The following is a 20,091-nucleotide window of genomic DNA, read 5'->3' on the forward strand; positions in this document are numbered from 1 at the left end:
GCGGCGACCGGCGCCGAGGCTTCGCGCAGCATCGGCTCGACCGGAGCTTCCGAAGCGCCCAGGTCCACGCCCGAGGCCGAGGCGCCGGCGGCCAGACCGTCCAGCACCGCGTCCGCGATCAGGTCGCAGTAGGTCTGGATGGCGCGTGCGGCGTCGTCGTTGCCGGGCACCGGATAGGTGATGCCGTCCGGGTCCGAGTTGGTGTCCAGGATGGCGATGATCGGGATATTCAGCTTGCGGGCTTCCTGGATCGCGATCGCTTCCTTGTTGGTGTCGATCACGAACATGATGTCCGGAATGGAACCCATGTCCTTGATGCCGCCCAGCGACAGTTCCAGCTTGTCCTTCTCGCGCTGCAGGGTCAGCAGTTCCTTCTTGACGCGGCCTTCGCCGCCGTTCTCGAGGATGCCTTCCAGTTCGCGCAGGCGAGCGATCGAGCCCGAAACGGTGCGCCAGTTGGTCAGCGTGCCGCCCAGCCAACGGTTGTTCATATAGTATTGGGCGCAGCGCTTGGCGGCTTCGGCGACCGGCTCGGAAGCCTGGCGCTTGGTGCCGACGAACAGAACGCGACCGCCCTTGGCGGCGACGTCGCGCACGGCCACCAGAGCCTGGTGGAACAGCGGCATGGTCTGCGACAGGTCGATGATGTGGATGTTCGAGCGCGAGCCGAAGATGTAGCGGTCCATCTTCGGGTTCCAGCGGTGCGTCTGGTGGCCGAAGTGAGCGCCCGCTTCCAGCAGGGTGCGCATCGAGAATTCAGGCAGAGCCATGATCGTTCAGTCCTTTTTCCGATCAACGTGGCGCGGGGAATTAAAGGTCGGATGACCCTCGGAATGGTGCGTGCCGGGATTTCTCCCCGAATCGCGCCTCACCCGCGTTGCGAAATGCGAGGGCCATCTAGGCGGGATGGCCTCAAATAGCAAGGGCTGCGTGTCGTGTAGCAGAAAGGCGGCCTCCATCGAGACCGCCTTTCCCGATCAGCCCTGAGGTGTGATCCTACTTCATCGCATCCAGCAGCGCCTGGGCGCGGTCACGATGCGCGGTCACCGGGGCGACCAGTTCGCGCGCCAGGGTCGACAGGGCCGGAGCGTCTGTGTTGCCCGCGAAGCCGTTCAACAGGGTCAGAGCCTCATTGTGGGCGGCGACCTGCTGGTTCAGATAGACCTTGTCGAAGTCGCCGGGCGTGGCGGCGTTCAGGTTGTCGATCAGGCCCTTGCGGCGTTCGTCCAGCGTGGTCGGGACGGTCACGTTCGGTCCAGCGGTCGCGACTGCGGCGCCCAGTTTCTCGCCGGCGGCGGTATGGTCCTTGGTGATCATGGCGGCCAGCGCCTTCACATCGGCGTTGGTCGATTTGGCGGCGGCGATCTTGGCCGCTTCCAATTCGTACATATTGCTCGTGCCCAGACCGGTGACGAAGCCGTCCACGGTGTTGGCGCCCATGGTCATGGCCGAGGTCTGGCCGACGACGCCCGAGGTCGCGTCCTGGGTGGCGTTGACGGCCTCGCTGGCGTTCTGGCCGGCACTGTCTCCGCCCTGGTTGCACGCGGCGAGGAGAGCCAGCGAAGCGACGCTGGCGATGGCGAGATATTTCATTGGAACAGTCTCCCTATGGACTGACCAAACCCATCACGCGCCCGTGAGGTTCCGAAAAATCAAAAGCTTGACCATAAGCTGACGTGCGATCCCTTATGCGTCCTCCAGCATGACCACGCCCGGCGCGGACTTCAGCGCACCGCGAAGGGCGCCGTCCAATCGATAGCGGCCGGGCAGTTTGACCTCGACTTCCCGCCCCTGCTCCAGTCCGGCGATCATCAGCGAAATCTCGCCGCCCTTGCCGATGGCGCCGGATCGGGCGCGCTCCAGCCGGCCCTTCAAGGCGTCGGCGTCAGCGGTTCGGGCCGAGACATGGATGCGCAGGCCGATGTTGGCGTCGTCCAGCAGATTGTCCATGCGCGACGCATCGTCGCCGAAGAAGCGCACCTCGCCCTCAGACGCCTTGGCGCGGACCCGCACCATGACCGATGCGCCGGGCTCCAGCACCTCGCGGCATTTGCGAAGCTGTTCGGGCGGGAACAGACATTCGAACTCGCCCGTCGGGTCCGAAAAGGTGACGAAGGCGAACTTCTCGCCGGTTCGGGCGCTGGCCCGCTCCTGTCTGCGCCGAACCATACCCGCCATCTGGAAGGCTTCGTGCCCCGTTTCCGCCAGCGGGATGGCCTCGGCGACGAAGGTGACGCGTTTGCGTTTCAGGGCCGACGTCATCTCGTCCAGCGGGTGGCCCGACAGATAGAAGCCCACGGCGGCCAGTTCGTGATCCAGCCGTTCCGGCCCGACCCACGGCTCGACCGTCTTCAGGCGTGGGCGCGCCGCATGAGCCTGATCGCCGCCGAACAGCGACACCTGCGACGAGGCGCGCTCGGCCGCCACGCTCTGGCAATAGGCCATCAGCACATCGGCCTGTTCGACCAATTGGCGCCGATTGGGATGAATGCTGTCGAAGGCGCCGGCCTTGGCCAGCCCCTCCAGCGCGCGCTTGTTGACGCTGCGCGGATCGACCCGTTCCAGGAAGTCGAAGATGTCGGCGAACCGCCCACCGGTCTCGCGCACTTCGATGACGTGCTTCATCGCCTCCAGGCCCACGTTTCGGATGGCGCCCAAGGCATAGAGGACCGCGCCCTTCGCATCGTCCCACGCCACGTCGAAGTCGGCGGACGAGCGGTTGATGTCGGGCGACAGCACCGGCACCTCGAAGCGGCGCGCATCCTGATAGAAGACCGCCAGCTTGTCGGTGTTCGACAGGTCCAGGCTCATCGACGCGGCGAAGAACTCGACCGGCTGATTGGCCTTCAACCATCCCGTCTGGAACGAAATCAGGGCGTAGGCGGCGGCGTGGGACTTGTTGAAGCCATAGCCCGCGAACTTGGCCACCAGGTCGAAGATGGAGCCGGACTGGCTTTCCGGCACGGCCTTTTCCAGCGCACCCTTGATGAAGCGCGCCCGCTGGAAGTCCATCTCCTCCTTCTTCTTCTTGCCCATGGCCCGACGCAGCAGGTCGGCCTCGCCCAGGCTGTAGCCCGCCAGGATCTGGGCGATCTTCATCACCTGTTCCTGGTAGATGATGACCCCATAGGTCTCGGTCAGCACCTCCTTCAGACTGGGGTGCAGATAGTCCACCTCGGCCCGGCCGAACTTGCGGTCGATATAGGTGTCGATCATCTCCATCGGCCCCGGCCGATAGAGCGAGATAAGGGCGGTGATCTCCTCGATGGAGCCGCAGCGCATCTTGCGCAGGGTGTCGCGCATCCCTTGGGATTCCAGCTGGAACACCCCGACCGTCTGGCCCGACGCCATCAGCTCATAGGTGCGCGCATCGTCCAGCGGCAGCTGGTTCCATTCCGGCGCCGCGCCGCGCCGCTCCAGATAGCCCCGCGCCCGGTCCAGCACGGTCAGGGTCTTCAGGCCCAGGAAGTCGAACTTCACCAGGCCCGCCGGCTCGACCCACTTCATGTTGAACTGGCTGGCCGGGATGGTCGAGCGTGGGTCCTGATACAGCGGCACCAGTTCGGTCAGCGGTCGGTCGCCGATGACGATGCCGGCGGCGTGGGTCGAGGCGTTGCGGTAAAGCCCCTCCAACTCCAGCGCCGTTTCCAGCAGCGTCTTGACCGCCGGTTCGGCGTCCCTCGCCTCCTTCAGGCGCGGCTCCAGCTCGATGGCCTGGGCCAGGGTGACGGGGTTGGCCGGATTGTTCGGCACCATCTTGCAGAGCCGGTCCACCTGCCCCAGCGGCATCTGCAGCACCCGCCCGACGTCGCGCAGCACTGCGCGCGCCTGCAAGGTGCCGAAGGTGATGATCTGGGCCACCCGGTCCTTGCCATAGTGGGCCTGAACATAGTCGATCACCTCTTCCCGCCGCTCCTGGCAGAAGTCGATGTCGAAGTCGGGCATGGAGACCCGTTCGGGGTTCAGGAACCGCTCGAACAGCAGGCCGAACCGCAACGGATCCAGGTCGGTGATGGTCAGGGACCAGGCTACAAGCGAGCCGGCGCCGGACCCGCGCCCCGGCCCGACCGGTATGCCGTGGGTCTTGGCCCATTTGATGAAGTCCGACACGATCAGGAAGTAGCCCGGGAACCCCATCTGCTGGATGATCCCGACCTCCCATTCCAAGCGCGCCCAATACTCTTCCTCGGGCACGGCGGGATCGACCTGGGTCAGGCGGACCTTCAGCCCCTCGCGCGCCTGGTGGGCCAGTTCGTCGGCCTCGGACCGCCCGGCCCCGGTGTCGAACCGCGGCAGGATCGGGGCGTGGGTCTGCACCAGGAAGGCGCAGCGCCGTGCGATGTCGATGGTGTTGTCACAGGCTTCCGGCAGATCGGCGAACAGGTCGCGCATCGCCTCGGCCGACTTGAACCAGTGCTCGCCGGTGATGCGGCGACGATCTTCCTGGCCGGTGAAGGCGCCGTCGGCGATGCACAGCAGGGCGTCGTGCGACTTCGCCTGGGCGGCCTTGGCGTAATAGACGTCGTTGGTCGCGACCAGCGGAACGTCGTTGGCGTAGGCCCATTCGACCAGCCCCGGCTCGGCCCGGCGTTCGTCGTCCAGGCCATGGCGCTGAAGCTCGACGTAGAACCGGTCGCCGAACGCAGCCTTCATCTGCGCCAGCGTCCCGACGCCCTCGGCGGTCTTGCCCTGGGCGAACAGCGGGTCGACCGGGCCGTCAGGGCCGCCGGACAGCAGGATCAAGCCTTCGGCGCGCGCCACGACCTGATCCCAGGCCACGCCCGGCTCGGCCATTTCGCCCGCGTCCAGATAGGCCGAGGACGACAGAGCGCACAGATTCAGCCAGCCCGTCATGTCCTGGGCCAGCAGCACCACGGTCGGCGTCTTGGCCCAGCGCGCGTTGATCTGGCCGCCGATGCCCACGACCGGCAGGGCGCAGGCCACGATGGGCTGGACGCCCGCATCCTTGGCTGTCTGGCTAAACTCCAGCGCCCCGAACAGATTGGCCCGGTCCGCCACGGCGACGGCGGGCATACCGGCGTCCGCCGCCAGCTTGCCGACCTTGCCGGCCTTGATCGCACCCTCCAGCAACGAATAGGCCGACCGAACCCGCAGATGCACGAAACCCTGGCTGTTCATCGGCTGGCTCACTGGATCTCCGTCCGGGGCGGCGCAACGTCCACGCCGATCATCACCCTAATGCGAGTCTCACATCCTGCGCCGCGCCACCATGGCAAACCAGATGCGGCGCTCCATCATCCCCAGAAGAACCGCGAACAGACGATCGCGGGATCGGAAAACAGAGCTTGAATCGTCTCAACACCGTTCAACCTGTCGATCGTCCGGCGACGCAACTCAGACGGCGACACCCGCCGTCTGTCCCTTCAAACGGCGGTTACGCTGAACGCCAACGTCCAGACCATCCAGACGAAGCCGCCGCAGCAGGCCAACGACAACATATCCCTCATCAAACGCGGCATGGCTTTCCCGACCTCGCAACTGTTCTCTGTCTGTTCTATGTTCCCTGTGCGTTCTCGTCAAGCGTCGCATTCGTCGCCTCGCCAAGTCAGCCGTATCCCGAGGCCGGAAACCGAATGGCTGTCGCCCACGTATTGCTGACCAGACAACAACGGATAATGGCGATGCGGTTGGGAGTTTCCATTCTGGCGGCGGCGGCCTTGTTGGCGGCGCCGGTCGTCTATGCCCAGTCCCGTTCGCCCGTCGTGCAGACGGCGATCTTCGCCGGCGGCTGTTTCTGGTCCGAGGAAAAGGCGTTCGACGACGTGCCCGGCGTGCGGTCCGCCGTGTCGGGTTTCGTCGGCGGACATACCGCCAATCCGACCTATGAGCAGGTCGTACGCGGCGGTACCGGTCATATGGAGGCGGTGCAGGTCACCTTCGATCAGCGCATCGTCAGTTATCGCGCCCTGGTGGATCGCTACTGGCGCACCATCGACCCGACCGATCCAAACGGCCAGTTCTGCGATCAGGGTCCGTCCTATCGTTCGGCCGTCTTCGCCACGGGCCAGCAGCGGGCCGACGCGGTCGCCTCGCGCGATGCAGCGATGCGGGTGCTGAGAAAGAGTTTCACCACCCCGGTGGTGGGCGTCCAGCGCTTCTGGCCAGCGGGCGATGAGCATCAGAACTACGCCAGGCGCCACGCCGCCAGCTATCAGGCCTATCGGATCGGTTGCCGCCGCCCCGAACGGCTTCGCGCCATCTGGGGCGACGCCGCCGTCAGCTGATCAATAGGCGTGGCTTTCGGCCGCGCGCTCTTCCAGATGGCCGTCGCGCAGGGCGAAGACCCGGTCCATATGGCCGGCCAGCTCCATATTGTGCGTGGCGATCAGGGCGGCGACGCCCGTGGTCTTGGCCAGGTCGCGCAGGGATTCGAACACAGACTGGCTGGTGGTCGGGTCCAGGTTGCCGGTCGGCTCGTCGGCCAGCAACAGACGTGGACCGTTGGCCAGGGCGCGGGCGATGGCGACGCGCTGCTGCTCGCCGCCCGACAGTTGGGCCGGCTGGTGCGTCAGGCGCTCGCCCAGCCCCAGCGCGGTCAGGGTGACCTCGGCGCGCTTGCGAGCTTCGTCCTGCCCCAGGCCGGCGATCCGCATCGGCAGAGCCACATTGTCGCGGGCGTCGAACTCGGGCAGCAGATGGTGGAATTGATAGACGAAGCCGATCCGGCCCAGGCGCAGGCGCGTTCGCGCGCGCTCGTCCAGGTCCCCGACCTGTTCGCCGTCGATGGCCACCGTGCCGCTGGTCGGCTTTTCCAACAGACCGGCGGCGTGCAGCAGCGACGACTTGCCGGACCCCGAAGGGCCGATCAGCCCGACCAGTTCGCCGGGAAGCACGTCCAGATCGACGCCCTTCAGCACCGTCAGCCCGCCCTGGGCCGTGGGATAGGTGCGGGTCAGGCCGCGCACCGACAGAATGGGGGCCTTACTCATAGCGGAGCGCCTCCACGGGATCGATGCGCGACGCATTCCACGACGGCGGCAGGCTGGCGATACAGCTCATCAGCAACGACCAGAAGGCGACCCAGGTCACATCGACGGGATCGACCAGAGCGGGAATGGCGTCCAGCATATAGACGTCGGAATCGAACAGCTTGGTCTGCAACACCCACTCCAGGAAATGCTGGATCGCGCCGATGTTCCAGCAGAACAGCAGGCCCAGCAGCAGTCCGGCGACCGTGCCCGCCACGCCGATCATGGCGCCGGCCATGAAGAAGACGCGCAGGATCGCCGAGGGGCTGGCGCCGATGGTGCGCAGGATGGCGATGTCGCGCCCCTTGTTCTTCACTAGCATGACGATGCCGGAGATGATGTTCATGGCGGCGATGGCCACGACCAGGCCCAGAATGATGCTCATGGCCACCCGCTCGACCTTCAGCGCGCCATAGAAGGCGGCGAGGCGTTCGCGCCAGTCGCTGACGACCGATCCGGTGCCGGCGGCGGCGCGGATGGCGGGGGTCAGGGCGCCGACCTGATCGGGGTCGTCGACCTTGATCTCGATGGCGTCCCACACGCCTTCCTTGCCGAAGAACAGCTGCTGCTGCTCCAGGGGCATGAACATGAAGGCCCGGTCGTAATCGGCGGCGCCCGAGCGGAACAGGCCGCCCACGAAATAGGTCTTCTCCAGCCCGCCCAGATTGCCGAAGGCGCTGTCGGCCCCGGTCGGGGAATAGACGGTGATCGCGTCGCCGACCCGGATGCCCAGCGAGTTCGCCAGCGCCGCGCCGATCAACACGCGGTCGCCGCCATAGGCGCCCTTGCCGAAGCTCTCGCGCTCCTGCGGCGACAGGCTGTCGAACACATACTGGGTCTTGGCCAGGTCCTCTGGGCGAATGCCCTTGACCATCACGCCGGTCGTATAGCTGCCTACGCGGATCAGGCTTTGCGCCTCGTTCAGCGGATTGACGCTATAGACGCCGGGAATGGCCTCGATCTTCTTGAGGACCGCATCCCGATCCGGCGACGTCAGGACCGGCCCCTGCACATACATGTGCCCGTTGAAGGCCAGCATCCGGCCCAGCAGCTCGCTGCGGAAGCCGGACATGATGCTCATCACGCTGATCAGCACGGCGACGGCCAGCATGATGCCGATGAAGCTGATGACGGCGATGGTCGCCACCCCGCCCTCCTTGCGCTTGGCGCGCAGGTAGCGAAGGGCCAGGCCGATCTCCCATGAGGAGAAGGCGCCGGACGGGCGGGACGGCAGGCTCAAGCGGTCAGCCTTTCGATGGCGTCGGCCAAGGGAACGGAGACCTTTTCGCCGGTCGCGCGGCGCTTCAGCTCGACCACGCCGTCCGCCAGACCTTTCGGCCCGATGGTCAGCTGCCACGGCACGCCGATCAGGTCGGCGGTGGCGAACTTGCCGCCCGGACGCTCGTCCGTGTCGTCGTACAGCACGTCCTTGCCCAGGGCTTCCAGCTGGGCGACCGCATCTTCGCAGGCGGCCGAGACGGCTTCGTCATTGGCGCGCAGATTGATGACCACGACATCGAAAGGTGCCACGGAGTCGGGCCAAATGATGCCGCCGTCGTCGTGGCTGGCCTCGATGATGGCGCCCAGCAGGCGCGACACGCCCACGCCATAGCTGCCCATATGGACCTCGGTGTCCTGGCCGTCCGGCCCGGCGACCTTGGCCTTCATGGGCACGGAGTATTTGGTGCCGAAGTAGAAGATGTGCCCGACCTCGATGCCGCGCGCCGACAGGCGGTCGCTTTCGGCGGTCTGGGCCTCGAACTGGGCCTGGTCGTGCATTTCCTCGGTCGCGGCGTACAGCGCCGTGCGCTCGTTGAACACGGCCTGCAGCGCTTCGGCGTCCAGGTCATGTCCGGGCGGCGCCATCTCGACCAGCTTGCGGTCGCAGAAGACCTCGCTCTCGCCCGTTTCGGCCAGAACGATGAACTCATGGCTCAGGTCGCCGCCGATGGGGCCGGTGTCCGCGCGCATCGGCACGGCCTTCAGACCGATCCGGGCGAAGGTGTTAAGATAGGCCGTGAACATCCGGTTGTAGGCAGTGCGGGCCGACGCCTCGTCCAGATCGAACGAATAGGCGTCCTTCATCAGGAACTCGCGTCCGCGCATCACCCCAAAGCGCGGACGGCGCTCGTCACGGAACTTCCACTGGATGTGAAACAGGTTCAGCGGCAGCGACTTGTAGGACTTCACATAGGCCCGGAAGATGTCGGTCACCATCTCCTCGTTGGTGGGGCCGTACAGCAACTCGCGCTCATGCCGGTCGGTGATGCGCAGCATCTCGGGGCCGTAGGCGTCGTAGCGGCCGCTCTCGCGCCACAGGTCGGCCAGTTGCAGCGTCGGCATCAGCAGTTCGACCGCCCCTGCACGCGTCTGCTCTTCGCGCACGATCTGCTCGATCTTTCGCAGCACCTTCAGACCCAGCGGCAGCCAGGCGTAGATGCCGGCGGCCTCCTGCTTGATCATGCCGGCGCGCAACATCAGCTGGTGCGAGACGATCTGGGCGTCCGAAGGGGCTTCCTTCAGCGTGGGCAGGAAAAAGCGCGACAGGCGCATGGTCGGGAATCCTAGGCGTAGAGACGGAACAAGGCTTTAGCCGCTGGACCGGGGCGAAAGCTAGACCGGCTTGCGGTTTAGACCGCAGGCGCGTGCGAGAAGTCCGGCAGCGGCAGCCAGCCGGTGAAGATCAGCACCATGACGAAGGCCCAGACGATGGCCGAAACCCAGGTGGTGGTCAGGAACTTCTTCTTCAGGTTGGGCGCGCGGGGCGCGCCCCATTGGGCGCCGTCGGTCGGCGGCTCGTGCGTTTCCTGCGAGGTGCCGAGCGGCAGGACGGCGAACAGCACCGTCCACCAGACGATGATGTAGATGCCGATCATGGTCAGCGGGCCGATGGGCATGACGGACCTCTTTGCTTCAGGGATGCGGGCGGCCGACGCCGTAGCGGGCCGCCAGATAGGGGGCGATGGCGTGATCCTGCAGGAAACGCCGTCCGGTCGCCGCGCTGACCTGCGCGTCGGGCCAGTCCAGTTCGCCGTCCAGGATCAGGATCGGACAGCTCTGATGCGCCTCGCCCACCTGTTCGATCACCGGCGGTCGCGGCTTCGCATGGTCCAGATAGACCACATTCAGCGCCTCGCGCAGTCGCGGATAGAAGGCCAGAACGCCCTCGATATAGGCGCCGGGCGGGCAGAACCACGGCCCGCCCTGATCGTCATGCCAGTCGGGGTTCAACAGAAAGAGCGTCTCGGCCATGCCTCAGCCTATAGCCGATGCGGACGGCCTGTCGCGACCGCTAATCGCAGGCCGCCCCGAAGCCCGGCGCGCGCAGGGCCAGCAGGATGGAGGCGCGCGCCTGCTGGGTGATGGCGCCCGATCCTTCCAGCACGCAGCCGACCGCCGTGTTGGAGTTGGGCGCCAGCAGACCATAGGTCAGGCCCTCCTGCGCCAGCCGCGCCTGGGCGCCCTTCAAAGCCTCGACGGCTCCGGCAACGCGCACGGGATCGTCGGTGATGCGCGTCATCTCATGCAGCGCCTCACCCGAGTTGGGAAAGTCGTAGGCGTCGGGCGTGAATGGCGCGACCTCGGCCGAGAGTCGATCGGGATGCACGGCGATGCCGAACTTGGCGTTCTGACTGGCTGAAAAGGCCATGGCCGGCCCCTCGGCGGGCACGACCAGGATATAGGCGTGACGCGGAAACAGCAGATACTGCGCCAGAAACTTGGTCACCGGCACGAACGGCAGGCCGTCCGGCCCCAGCGCATGGGCGCCGACATAGACGCCGACCGGCAGACTGCGGGCGTCGATTCGGCCATTCAGCGCCAGGATGCGATCGACCATCACATGGTCCAAAAGGAAGACGCCGTCCTCGGCCTCCCGCTCCAGAAAGGCGTGGATGGCGGCCGTATCGGGCGCCGGCCCCAGGTCCCGGCCATAGACGCTGGGAAAGGCGTCTGGCGACATCGGCTGACCCGGCGGCGGGCTGAACCACAGGACGCGCAGTTCCTGAACCGTGCGCGCCAGCGGGTCCTCGCCCCGGAAGGTCGAAAGGCTGAGCGCCAGATTGACCACGGCGAACAGGGCGACGAAGCCGGCCAGCCCCTGCCCCGCAATCACCGCCCAGCGCCGCCACCCTGTCAGCGGATGGCGGGCGTGGCGCACCCGCTGCAACAGACGGCGCGCGCGCCTTGGCTTGTTCGACATCGGCTGCCCCAACGGTTCGAGCGCAAGAATGCGCCCGAACGGTCAAGGTTGCATCAGACCCGCAGCACGACGGTCTCGACGATGGGACGGCGATCCCAGACCTGCTGGCTGGCCTTCTTCAGCACGCGGGCGATGGCCTGTTCGACGACCATCTCGTCCTCCAGCGCCTCGCCCTTCAGGTTCTTGACCACCTGTTCGACGCGCTCGGCCAGATCGTCCAGCACATCGCCCAGCGGCTTCTGCAGATCGCCGGGCAGGCCCACGCTGCGGATATCGATGTCGCTGACGATGCGGCCGCGCTTGTCCAGGGCGAAGCTGACGATCAGCACGCCGTTGGTGGAGGCGTGCCGACGCTCCTTCAGCGCCTCGCCCTGTTCGGTGACCAGCATCCCGCCATCGACATAGAGGCGGCCGTTCGGCACCTCGTCGACGATCTGGGCCGGTCCGGGCGCCAGGCGCACCATGTCGCCGTTGCGCGGCGTGACCGTTTCCTGAACGCCCACTTCCTTGGCCAGGTTGGCGTGTTCGAGCAGGAAGCGTCGAACGCCGTGGGTCGGCACCGCGATCTGCGGCCGCACCCATTCGTACATCTGCTTCAGCTCGTCACGGCAGGGGTGGCCCGAGACGTGGATGCCGGGATGATCCTTCTCGGTGTAGAGGCGCACCCCCCGGTCGGCGAGGCGATCCTGCAGATTGCCGATGGCCAGTTCGTTGCCCGGAATCTGGCGTGACGAGAAGATGCAGTGATCGCCCAGGCCCAGTTTGACGGTCGGATGGGTGCCGTCGGCGACCCGCGACAGGGCCGCCCTCGCCTCGCCCTGGCTGCCGGTGCACAGATACAGGATCTGGTCCGCCGGCCAGACGCGGGCCTCCTCGTCCGACAGGAAGGGTTTGACGTCCTGCAGCATGCCGACGTGCTTGGCGGCCGCCGTAATCCGGTGCATCGACCGCCCGGCCAGGGCGACGCGACGCCCGCAGGCCTCGGCCGCGCGGATCACGCTGTCCATCCGGGCGACGTTGGAGGCGAAACAGCCCACGGCGACACGGCCCTTCAGGCCGGCGATCAGTTTGGAGAGGGCGACCGCCACATCGCCCTCGGACCCGGCGACGCCCGGCACGAAGACATTGGTGGAATCGCACACCATGGCCAGCACGCCTTCGTCGCCAAGGGCGCGAATGGCGGGGGCGTCGGTCTTTGTCCCGATCACCGGCTGGTCGTCGATCTTCCAGTCGCCGGTGTGGAACACCATCCCCAGCGGGGTGTCGATGGCCAGGCCGCTCGGCTCGGCGATCGAGTGGGTCATGTTGACGAAGGTGACGCCGAACGAACCGATGTCGACCGTGCCGCCCAGCGGAACCTCGATCAGTTCGACCTGATCCAGGATGCCGCGCTCGCGCAGCTTGTCTCGGATCAGATAGGCGGTGAAGGGCGTGGCGTAGATCGGCGCCTTGATGCGCGGCCACAACCAGCCCAGGGCGCCGATATGGTCCTCGTGCGCGTGGGTCAGGACGATGCCCTTGATCGTCTCGCCCTGCAGATAGGTGGGATCGGGCACGATCACGTCCACGCCGGGCGTGGACAGGTCGCCGAAGGTGGCGCCGACATCGACGATCAGCCATTCACGGTTCGCCTCGGGGCCGAAGCCATAGGCGTTCAGGTTCATACCGACCTCGTCCGAGCCGCCCAGCGGCAGGAAAACGAGTTCGTCTTGGTTTTGCTTTTTCATTCAGTCAGTCAAATGGGCGTTACGACGCCAGATTGCGAGGAGGCCGCGAATGGTCAGGTCGGAATCGAAGTGGTCGATGCTGTCGGTCGCGCCTTCGAACAGGCTGGCGACGCCGCCGGTGCCGATGACCGTCATGGGCTTGCCCCACTCGGCCTTGATGCGCCCGACCAGCCCCTCGATCAACGAAATATAGCCCCAGAAGACGCCGGACTGCATGGCCTCGACCGTGCCGCGTCCTATGACGTGCTCGGGCCGCTGGATGGCGATGCGCGGCAGTTTGGCCGCCGCCTCGTGCAGGGCCTGGAGCGACAGATTGATGCCCGGCGCGATCAGCCCGCCCTCGAAGGCGCCGTCGTCCGCCACGATGTCGAAGGTCGTCGCCGTGCCGCTGTCGATCACGATCAGATCGCCCGGATAGAGCAGCTTGGCCCCGATGGCGTTGACCAGACGGTCGGCGCCGGCCTCGCTGGGCTTGGCGATCCGCACGTCGATGCCCAGATCGACGTTCTCGCCGATCACCAGAGGTTCGATGTTCAGATAGCGGCGCGCCAGATTGCGCAGATTGAAGATCGACTGCGGCACCACGCTGGAGATGATGCATCCGGTCAGGTCCGCGACGGCCAGCCCCTTCATCACCATCAACTGGTTCAGCCACACGGCGTATTCGTCCGCCGTGCGGCTGGCCTCGGTGGCGGCGCGCCATTGGGCGATCCAGTCCGATCCGTCGTGAACGGCGAACAGCGTATTGGTGTTGCCCTGTTCGATGGCCAGAAGCATCAGGCGGCCCCGACCTTGGGCGCCGAACCAAAGAAGACGTCGCCGGCGGAGATCAGCCGCGCCGAACCGTCCGCCAGACGCAGGCGCAAAGCGCCGTCCGGCTCCACCCCCTCGGCCACGCCCTCCACGGTCTCATTGTCCAGACGCGCGACGCACGGGCCGTTCAGCCCGGTCAGGCGGCTGGTCCAGGCGTCCAGCACCGGCTCGAAGCCCAGCGTCTGCCAGCGTCCCCACCAGACGGCGAAGGTTTCGGCCAGAATCTCGGCGGCGGCCTCGATGGGCGGCGCGAACGCATGGTCTTCCCGCAGCTTTTCGGACATCGCCGCCGCAGCGGTTTCCGTGCCTTCGGGCGCGTGGGTCAGGTTCACGCCGATGCCTATGGCCAGCCAGAGTCCGCCCGACGCATGCGCCCCGCTCTCCACCAGAATACCGGACACCTTACGGCCGTCCAGCAGGACGTCGTTCGGCCATTTGATGGACACCAGGGCGGGCGACACGAAAACATCCAGCAGATCCGCGACGGCCAGCGCGGCGATGAACGTCGCCTGCGCCGCTTCTCGCGGCGTCGCATGAACCCTGATCAACAGGGTGGCGGCCAGATTGCCCGGCCTGTCCACCCAGGCCCGACCCCGGCGACCACGGCCCGCCGTCTGGCGGCGGGCGATGATCCACTTCGGACCGACCTCTCCGGCTTCCGCCAGCCGTCGGGCCTCCGACAGCGTCGAGTCGATCTCGTCGAGGATGACCAGGGGGGCGGGCGTCAACGCCCTACCCGTTCCCGAAGCCGGCGCTCGCGGCCTTGGTCAGCGGCTCCAGCCAGGTCAGACCCACGATCACCAGCGGGAAGGCGAAGGCCGCGCAGGCCCAGCCGATCCACTTTGCCTCGACCGGCGCGGCGTCGGTGGCGATGTCGTCGACGGGCGGATCGAACCACATCAGCTTGATGATGCGCAGATAGTAGAAGGCGGCGACGACCGAGGCGACCAGACCGGCGGCCGCGACCGGCCACAGGCCCGCATCGGCAGCGGCGCCGAACACATAATACTTGCCCCAGAAGCCCGAGAACGGCGGCATGCCCAGGACCGACAGCGACAGGATGGTCAGGGCCACGGCCGTCAACGGACGATCCTTCTTCAGACCGGCCAGATCGGCGATGCGGCGGATCGGACGCCCCGACTTGGACAGCGACAGCAGGATGGCGAAGAAGCCCAGCTGGTCGATGACATACAGCGTCATGAACATCAGCATGGCCTGCAGGCCCTCGGCCGTGCCCGCCGCAATGCCCAGCAGGGCGTAGCCGATGTTGGCGATCGACGAATAGGCCAAGAGGCGCTGGATATCCTTCTGCGCCAGGCCGCCGAAGGCGCCGACGACGAAGCTGATCAGAGAAATGGCGATCAGGACCTGCGACCACTGGGCGTGGGCGTCGCCGAAACCATGCTCCAGCGCGCGGGTGATCAGAACCATGGCCGCCACCTTGGGCGCCGTGGCGAACAGGGCCACGACCGGCGTCGGCGCGCCCTCATACACGTCCGGCGTCCACATGTGGAACGGCGCGGCCGAAACCTTGAACGCCAGGCCGCAGATCAGGAAGACCAGACCGAACACCAGGCCCGGGCCGGGGTTGTCGGCGGCGAAGGCGGCGATATCCTCGAACCGCATCGACCCGGCGAAACCGTAGATCAGGCTGGAGCCATACAGCAGCAGGCCCGACGACAGGGCGCCCAGGACGAAATACTTCAGGCCCGCTTCCGACGCCTTGACGTCGTTGCGGTGGAAGGCGGCCAGAACATACAGGGCCAGCGAGTGCAGCTCGATACCGACATACATGGAGATCAGGTCGCCCGAGGACGCCATCATCCCCATGCCGGCCGAAGCCAGCACGATCAGGACCGGATATTCGAACTTGGCGATGCGCGTGCGCTTCATCCAGCCGTCGCCCAGAACGACGGCCACGGCGGCCGACAGATAGATCAGGCTCTTGGCGTAGATGGCCAGCGGATCGGCGACATAGGCCCCGTTGAAGGCGACGCCCCACGGCCCGACGATCGAGATGACCGAGGCGGCGATCAGCAGCAGGACCGACAGGATCGACACCAGCCGGGCGCTCTTGTCGCCGACGAAGGCGCCGACCATCAGCAGGGCCAGGGCGCCGACCGCGAGGGTGACTTCCGAGGCGGCGAGATGCAGGGCGGAGGACAGATCAGGCATTATGGTCTCACCCGCCGATCGCGGCGCGATAGGCGCTGGTCAGGGCCTCGACGGCGGGCCCGGTGTAATCGAGGACGGAGGCCGGATGGACCCCCAACCAGAGCGTGCCGACGATCAGCGGCACGAACAGCAGCAGTTCGCGCTTGTCGATGTCGGCGATGGTCTCCAGCTTCGGATTGGTGATCTCGCCGAACATGACCGCGCGGTACAGGGTCAGGGCGTAGACCGCCGAGAAGATCACGCCCGACGCCGCGACCAGCGCCGCCCAGGTCGAGGCCTGATAGGCGCCCGTCATGGTCAGCACTTCCCCGATGAAGCCCGAGGTGCCCGGCAGGCCGACGTTGGCCATGGTGAACATCAGGAAGATGGCCGCATACCAGGGCATCTTTGACGTCAGGCCGCCGTAGAAGGCGATCTCGCGGGTGTGCATCCGGTCGTAGACCACGCCGACGCACAGGAACAGCGCGCCCGAGATCAGGCCGTGGCTGATCATCTGGAAGACGGCGCCCTGCATGCCGACGTCGTTGCCGGCGAAGATGCCCAGGGTCACGAAGCCCATGTGGGCGACCGACGAATAGGCGATCAACTTCTTGATGTCCGTCTGACGCCAGGCGACCAGCGATGTGTAGACGATGGCGATGACCGACAGGGTGAAGACCAGCGGGCGGAACATCTCCGACGCCATCGGGAACATCGGCACGTTGAACAGGATGAAGCCATACCCGCCCAGCTTCAGCAGAATGCCGGCCAGGATCACCGAACCGGCCGTCGGCGCCTGGACGTGGGCGTCGGGCAGCCAGGTGTGGACCGGCCACATCGGCATCTTGACCGCGAAGGACGCGAAGAAGGCCAGCCACAGGATCGGCTGCACCGCCGGATCGAAGGCGAACCGCTTCAGTTCGGGAATGCTGGTCGTGCCCGCTTCATGCGCCATCCACAGCATGGCCAGCAGCATCAGCACCGACCCCAGCAGGGTGTAGAGGAAGAACTTGTAGGCCGCGTAGATCCGGTTCTGACCGCCCCAGATGCCGATGATCAGGAACATCGGAACCAGGGTGCCTTCGAAGAAGATGTAGAACAGGAACAGGTCCAGCGAGGTGAACACCCCGATGACCAGCGTCTCCAGCACCAGGAAGGCGATCATATATTCGACGACGCGCGTCTCGACCGACTTCCAGCTGGCCAGGATGCAGATCGGCATCAGGAAGGCGGTCAGCAGGACGAACAGGACCGAAATCCCGTCGACGCCCAGATGATAGCTGGCGCCCGCGAACCACGGGACCATCTCCACGAACTGATAGCCGGTATTGGCCGGGTCGAAGCCCGAGACCAGCACGACCGACACCGCCAGCACGGCCAGGGTCGTGATCAGGGCGATCCATCGCGCGGCAGGCGCGGTCGCATCGGCCGACTTGGACGTCAGCCGGGCGACGAAGATCGCCAGGGCCCCGAGCAGGGGCAGGAATGTAACGAGGCTCAGGATGTAGGGCACGAGATCAGGCTCCCCACGCGAGGATGGCGAAGGTGAGCAGGCCAGCCACCCCGAGCAGCATCACGAAGGCATAGTGATAGACATAGCCGGACTGGATCTTGGCCAGTCGAGCGGCGGATTTCAGCGACACCCAGGCGGCGCCGTTCGGCCCCAGCCCATCGATCAGCTTCACGTCGCAGACCTTCCAGAAGAAGTTCCCGATGGCGCGGAAGCCGCGCACGAAGACGAAGTCATACAGCTCGTCGAAATACCACTTGTTGTAGAGGAAGCGGTAGATGACGCCGTTCCGCTCGGCCATGCGGCGGCCCATGCCTTCGCGGGCGACATAGATCCAATAGGCGAAGGCGGTGCCGATCAGGGTCAGGATCAGCGGCGACCACTTCACCCAGGTCGGGACCGAATGGCTCTCGTGCAGGACGTGGTTGTGCGCGCCGGTGAAGATGGCGCCGCGCCAGAACTCGCCCTCGTGATGGCCGATGAAGTGCGGCGCGAAGACGAAGCCGGCGGCGACCGCGCCGACCGACAGCAGGATCAGCGGGATCAGCATGACCGGCGGGCTCTCGTGCGGCTTCAGCGGGCCATGGTGGCCGTGGTCGTCATGGGCATGACCGTCATGCGCGTGGCCGTCCGTGACCGGCTCGGAATGGGTTTCCAGCTGCGCGTGCGAAACGTGATCGTCCCCGTGATGGGCGGCGTGATGCGCATCGCCCTCTTCCTTCCACACCGGCTTGTTGTGGAAGGTCATGAAGACCAGACGCCACGAATAGTAGGCCGTCAGACCGGCGGCGATGATGCCGACGAAGAAGGCGAACAGACCGATGGCCGAGTGACCCGACGCCGCCGAGGCATAGGCGCTCTCGATGATCGAGTCCTTCGAATAGAATCCGGCGAAGCCGCCGACGCCGGGGATGCCCAGGCCGGTGATGGCGATGGTGCCGATGGTCATGACCGCATAGGTCACGGGCAGCAGCTTCCACAGACCGCCCATCTTCCGCATGTCCTGCTCGTGGTGCATCCCATGGATCACCGACCCGGCGCCCAGGAACAGCAGGGCCTTGAAGAAGGCGTGGGTGAACAGGTGGAACATGGCGGACTGATAGGCGCCGACGCCCGCCGCGAAGAACATGTAACCCAGCTGCGAACAGGTCGAATAGGCGATGACCCGCTTGATGTCGTTCTGCGTCAGGCCGACCGTCGCGGCGAACAGGGCCGTGATCGCGCCGATGATGGCGATGATCTGCGACGCGCCCGGCGCATACTCATAGATGGGGCTCAGCAGGCAGACCATATAGACGCCCGCGGTCACCATGGTCGCCGCGTGGATCAGCGCCGACACCGGCGTCGGGCCTTCCATGGCGTCCGGCAACCAGGTGTGCAGGAAGAACTGCGCCGACTTGCCCATGGCGCCGATGAACAGCAGGAAGCCGGCCAGATCCAGCGCGGACCACTGGACGCCCAGGAACTCCCACGTCGTGCCGGCCTTGGTCGCGATCAGCGGGAACAGTTCGGCGAAGTTGATGGTCCCGTACATCCAGAAGATCGTCATGATCCCCAGGACGAAGCCGAAATCGCCGACGCGGTTGACGACGAAGGCCTTGATGGCGGCGGCGCTGGCCGTCGGCTTCTTGAACCAGAAGCCGATCAGCAGATAGGACGCCAGGCCCACCCCTTCCCAGCCGAAGAAGATCTGCATGAAGTCGGCCGCCGTCACCAGCGCCAGCATCATGAAGGTGAACAGCGACAGATAGGCGAAGAAGCGCGGCCGGCTGTCGTCCTCGGCCATATAGCCCCAGGAATACAGGTGGACCAGCGACGACACGCTGGTCACCACGATCAGCATGGTCGCCGACAGGGCGTCGATGCGGATCGACCAGGCCGACTGGAAGTCGCCCACGTTGATGAAGGGCGCCAGGCGGATCGTGAACGGCTCAAGATGGCCCCATGTCCATTGGCCGAACACCGTCCAGGCGACGGCGCAGGAGAAGAACAGCAGGCCGGTCGTGACGGCCTGCGACGGGATATTGCCGATCCGGCGGCCGAAGAAGCCGGCGATGGCCGCGCCCAGCAGCGGGGCGAAGATCCCGAGAATGACGAGGGTATGGAAAGTCACGCTCAACCCTTCATCACGGAGGCGTCGTCGACGGCGATGTCGCCGCGGTTACGGAAGAAGGTCACCAGGATGGCCAGGCCGACGGCGGCCTCGGCGGCGGCGACGGTCAGGACGAACATCGCCATGATCTGCCCGCTGATCTCGTTCAGATAGGTCGAGAAGGCGACGAAGTTGATGTTCACGGCCAGCAGGATCAGCTCGATCGACATCAGGATGATGATGACGTTCTTGCGGTTCACGAAGATGCCGAACACCCCGATGGTGAACAGGATCGCGGCGACCGTCAGATAGTGGGTCAGACCGATCATCACAGAAGCTCCTCGGCGCTGACGCCCTTGCCCGTTGCGGCGGGCTTGATCTCGACCGACTTCAGACGGTCGCGGTTCACCTGATCGCCGGGGTTCTGGCGCTTGATATGCGGCTTGTGACGCAGCGTCAGAGTGATGGCGCCGATCATCGCGATCAGCAGCACGATCCCGGCCGCCTGGAAGAAGTAGACGTAGTCCGTGTAGAGCACGCGACCGATGGCCTCGACATTGGTGACGCTGGCGTCCGGCGCGCCCAGCGCCGGCAGGCCCGCCGCC

The 20,091-nt window shown here is 66.1% G+C and carries 18 protein-coding genes; 1 reads left to right on the forward strand and 17 read right to left on the reverse strand.

All coding sequences use genetic code 11. The features are described 5' to 3' along the window. The 3 genes from rpsB to dnaE form a co-directional block, all read right to left on the reverse strand. Nucleotides 1–770 (reverse strand): 30S ribosomal protein S2 (gene rpsB, locus RTU05_RS11390; RefSeq protein WP_312598352.1); only part of this gene is annotated, 770 nt, incomplete at its 3' end. A 226-nt stretch (nt 771–996) separates the two neighbouring features. After that, complete coding sequence (locus RTU05_RS11395) at nt 997–1,593, reverse strand: DUF4142 domain-containing protein (protein ID WP_312598354.1); 597 nt, start codon at nt 1,591–1,593, stop codon at nt 997–999. A gap of 93 nt (nt 1,594–1,686) precedes the next feature. Next, on the reverse strand, nt 1,687–5,139 hold the full coding sequence (dnaE, locus tag RTU05_RS11400; protein WP_312598377.1) for a DNA polymerase III subunit alpha: 3,453 nt from the start codon (nt 5,137–5,139) through the stop codon (nt 1,687–1,689). A gap of 503 nt (nt 5,140–5,642) precedes the next feature. Here dnaE and msrA point away from each other — a divergent pair. Continuing rightward, on the forward strand, nt 5,643–6,245 hold the full coding sequence (msrA, locus tag RTU05_RS11405; protein ID WP_312598355.1) for a peptide-methionine (S)-S-oxide reductase MsrA: 603 nt from the start codon (nt 5,643–5,645) through the stop codon (nt 6,243–6,245). Here msrA and RTU05_RS11410 read toward each other — a convergent pair whose 3' ends face one another. The 14 genes from RTU05_RS11410 to RTU05_RS11475 form a co-directional block, all read right to left on the reverse strand. Continuing rightward, a complete protein-coding gene (locus RTU05_RS11410; protein WP_312598356.1) occupies nt 6,246–6,950 on the reverse strand; it encodes an ABC transporter ATP-binding protein in 705 nt (234 codons plus the stop codon). Further along, the gene (locus RTU05_RS11415) at nt 6,943–8,229 is read right to left on the reverse strand and encodes a lipoprotein-releasing ABC transporter permease subunit (RefSeq protein ID WP_312598357.1); all 1,287 of its coding nucleotides are present in this window, start codon (nt 8,227–8,229) and stop codon (nt 6,943–6,945) included. The genes RTU05_RS11410 and RTU05_RS11415 overlap by 8 nt, the downstream gene beginning before the upstream one ends. Further along, on the reverse strand, nt 8,226–9,542 hold the full coding sequence (gene proS, locus RTU05_RS11420) for a proline--tRNA ligase (RefSeq protein WP_312598359.1): 1,317 nt from the start codon (nt 9,540–9,542) through the stop codon (nt 8,226–8,228). Before proS ends, RTU05_RS11415 begins: the two co-directional genes overlap by 4 nt. Before the next feature lie 77 nt (nt 9,543–9,619). After that, the gene (locus RTU05_RS11425) at nt 9,620–9,886 is read right to left on the reverse strand and encodes a DUF1467 family protein (RefSeq protein WP_312598361.1); all 267 of its coding nucleotides are present in this window, start codon (nt 9,884–9,886) and stop codon (nt 9,620–9,622) included. Nucleotides 9,887–9,902: 16 nt separating this feature from the next. Next, entirely contained in the window at nt 9,903–10,241 is a 339-nt protein-coding gene (locus RTU05_RS11430) for a DUF3088 family protein (RefSeq protein WP_248116309.1), read from the reverse strand. Nucleotides 10,242–10,281: 40 nt separating this feature from the next. Continuing rightward, nucleotides 10,282–11,190, reverse strand: coding sequence for a hypothetical protein (locus RTU05_RS11435; RefSeq protein WP_312598363.1), 909 nt, complete (start codon nt 11,188–11,190; stop codon nt 10,282–10,284). A gap of 53 nt (nt 11,191–11,243) precedes the next feature. After that, nucleotides 11,244–12,917 carry a ribonuclease J gene (locus tag RTU05_RS11440; protein ID WP_312598365.1) on the reverse strand — a complete coding sequence of 558 codons (1,674 nt, stop codon included), beginning with the start codon at nt 12,915–12,917 and terminating at the stop codon, nt 11,244–11,246. Next, on the reverse strand, nt 12,918–13,697 hold the full coding sequence (locus tag RTU05_RS11445; protein WP_312598379.1) for a type III pantothenate kinase: 780 nt from the start codon (nt 13,695–13,697) through the stop codon (nt 12,918–12,920). Continuing rightward, nucleotides 13,694–14,458, reverse strand: a complete 765-nt coding sequence (locus RTU05_RS11450) for a biotin--[acetyl-CoA-carboxylase] ligase (RefSeq protein ID WP_312598367.1) — start codon at nt 14,456–14,458, stop codon at nt 13,694–13,696. Before RTU05_RS11450 ends, RTU05_RS11445 begins: the two co-directional genes overlap by 4 nt. Before the next feature lie 4 nt (nt 14,459–14,462). Continuing rightward, a complete protein-coding gene (nuoN, locus tag RTU05_RS11455; RefSeq protein WP_312598369.1) occupies nt 14,463–15,905 on the reverse strand; it encodes an NADH-quinone oxidoreductase subunit NuoN in 1,443 nt (480 codons plus the stop codon). Nucleotides 15,906–15,912: 7 nt separating this feature from the next. Beyond that, nucleotides 15,913–17,397 (reverse strand): NADH-quinone oxidoreductase subunit M, encoded by a 1,485-nt coding sequence (locus RTU05_RS11460; RefSeq protein WP_312598371.1) that lies wholly within the window; start codon nt 17,395–17,397, stop codon nt 15,913–15,915. Between the two features lie 4 nt (nt 17,398–17,401). Beyond that, nucleotides 17,402–19,507, reverse strand: coding sequence for an NADH-quinone oxidoreductase subunit L (nuoL, locus tag RTU05_RS11465; RefSeq protein WP_312598373.1), 2,106 nt, complete (start codon nt 19,505–19,507; stop codon nt 17,402–17,404). A 2-nt stretch (nt 19,508–19,509) separates the two neighbouring features. Continuing rightward, nucleotides 19,510–19,815 carry an NADH-quinone oxidoreductase subunit NuoK gene (gene nuoK, locus RTU05_RS11470; protein WP_017503985.1) on the reverse strand — a complete coding sequence of 102 codons (306 nt, stop codon included), beginning with the start codon at nt 19,813–19,815 and terminating at the stop codon, nt 19,510–19,512. Continuing rightward, nucleotides 19,815–20,091, reverse strand: a 277-nt coding sequence (locus RTU05_RS11475; RefSeq protein WP_312598375.1) for an NADH-quinone oxidoreductase subunit J, incomplete at its 5' end; no start/stop codon positions are given. The genes nuoK and RTU05_RS11475, both read right to left, overlap by 1 nt.

Origin of the sequence: Brevundimonas sp. (assembly GCF_032017145.1) — a bacterium.
Classification (GTDB): domain Bacteria; phylum Pseudomonadota; class Alphaproteobacteria; order Caulobacterales; family Caulobacteraceae; genus Brevundimonas.

Coding starts and splice junctions, on each gene's coding strand:
- RTU05_RS11435 (WP_312598363.1), bottom strand. CDS start 11,190: ATGTCGAACAAGCCAAGGCGCGCGCGCCGTCTGTTGCAGCGGGTGCGC.
- RTU05_RS11440 (WP_312598365.1), bottom strand. CDS start 12,917: ATGAAAAAGCAAAACCAAGACGAACTCGTTTTCCTGCCGCTGGGCGGC.
- nuoK (WP_017503985.1), bottom strand. CDS start 19,815: ATGATCGGTCTGACCCACTATCTGACGGTCGCCGCGATCCTGTTCACC.
- RTU05_RS11395 (WP_312598354.1), bottom strand. CDS start 1,593: ATGAAATATCTCGCCATCGCCAGCGTCGCTTCGCTGGCTCTCCTCGCC.
- proS (WP_312598359.1), bottom strand. CDS start 9,542: ATGCGCCTGTCGCGCTTTTTCCTGCCCACGCTGAAGGAAGCCCCTTCG.
- dnaE (WP_312598377.1), bottom strand. CDS start 5,139: ATGAACAGCCAGGGTTTCGTGCATCTGCGGGTTCGGTCGGCCTATTCG.
- nuoN (WP_312598369.1), bottom strand. CDS start 15,905: ATGCCTGATCTGTCCTCCGCCCTGCATCTCGCCGCCTCGGAAGTCACC.
- RTU05_RS11430 (WP_248116309.1), bottom strand. CDS start 10,241: ATGGCCGAGACGCTCTTTCTGTTGAACCCCGACTGGCATGACGATCAG.
- msrA (WP_312598355.1), top strand. CDS start 5,643: ATGCGGTTGGGAGTTTCCATTCTGGCGGCGGCGGCCTTGTTGGCGGCG.
- RTU05_RS11410 (WP_312598356.1), bottom strand. CDS start 6,950: ATGAGTAAGGCCCCCATTCTGTCGGTGCGCGGCCTGACCCGCACCTAT.
- RTU05_RS11425 (WP_312598361.1), bottom strand. CDS start 9,886: ATGCCCATCGGCCCGCTGACCATGATCGGCATCTACATCATCGTCTGG.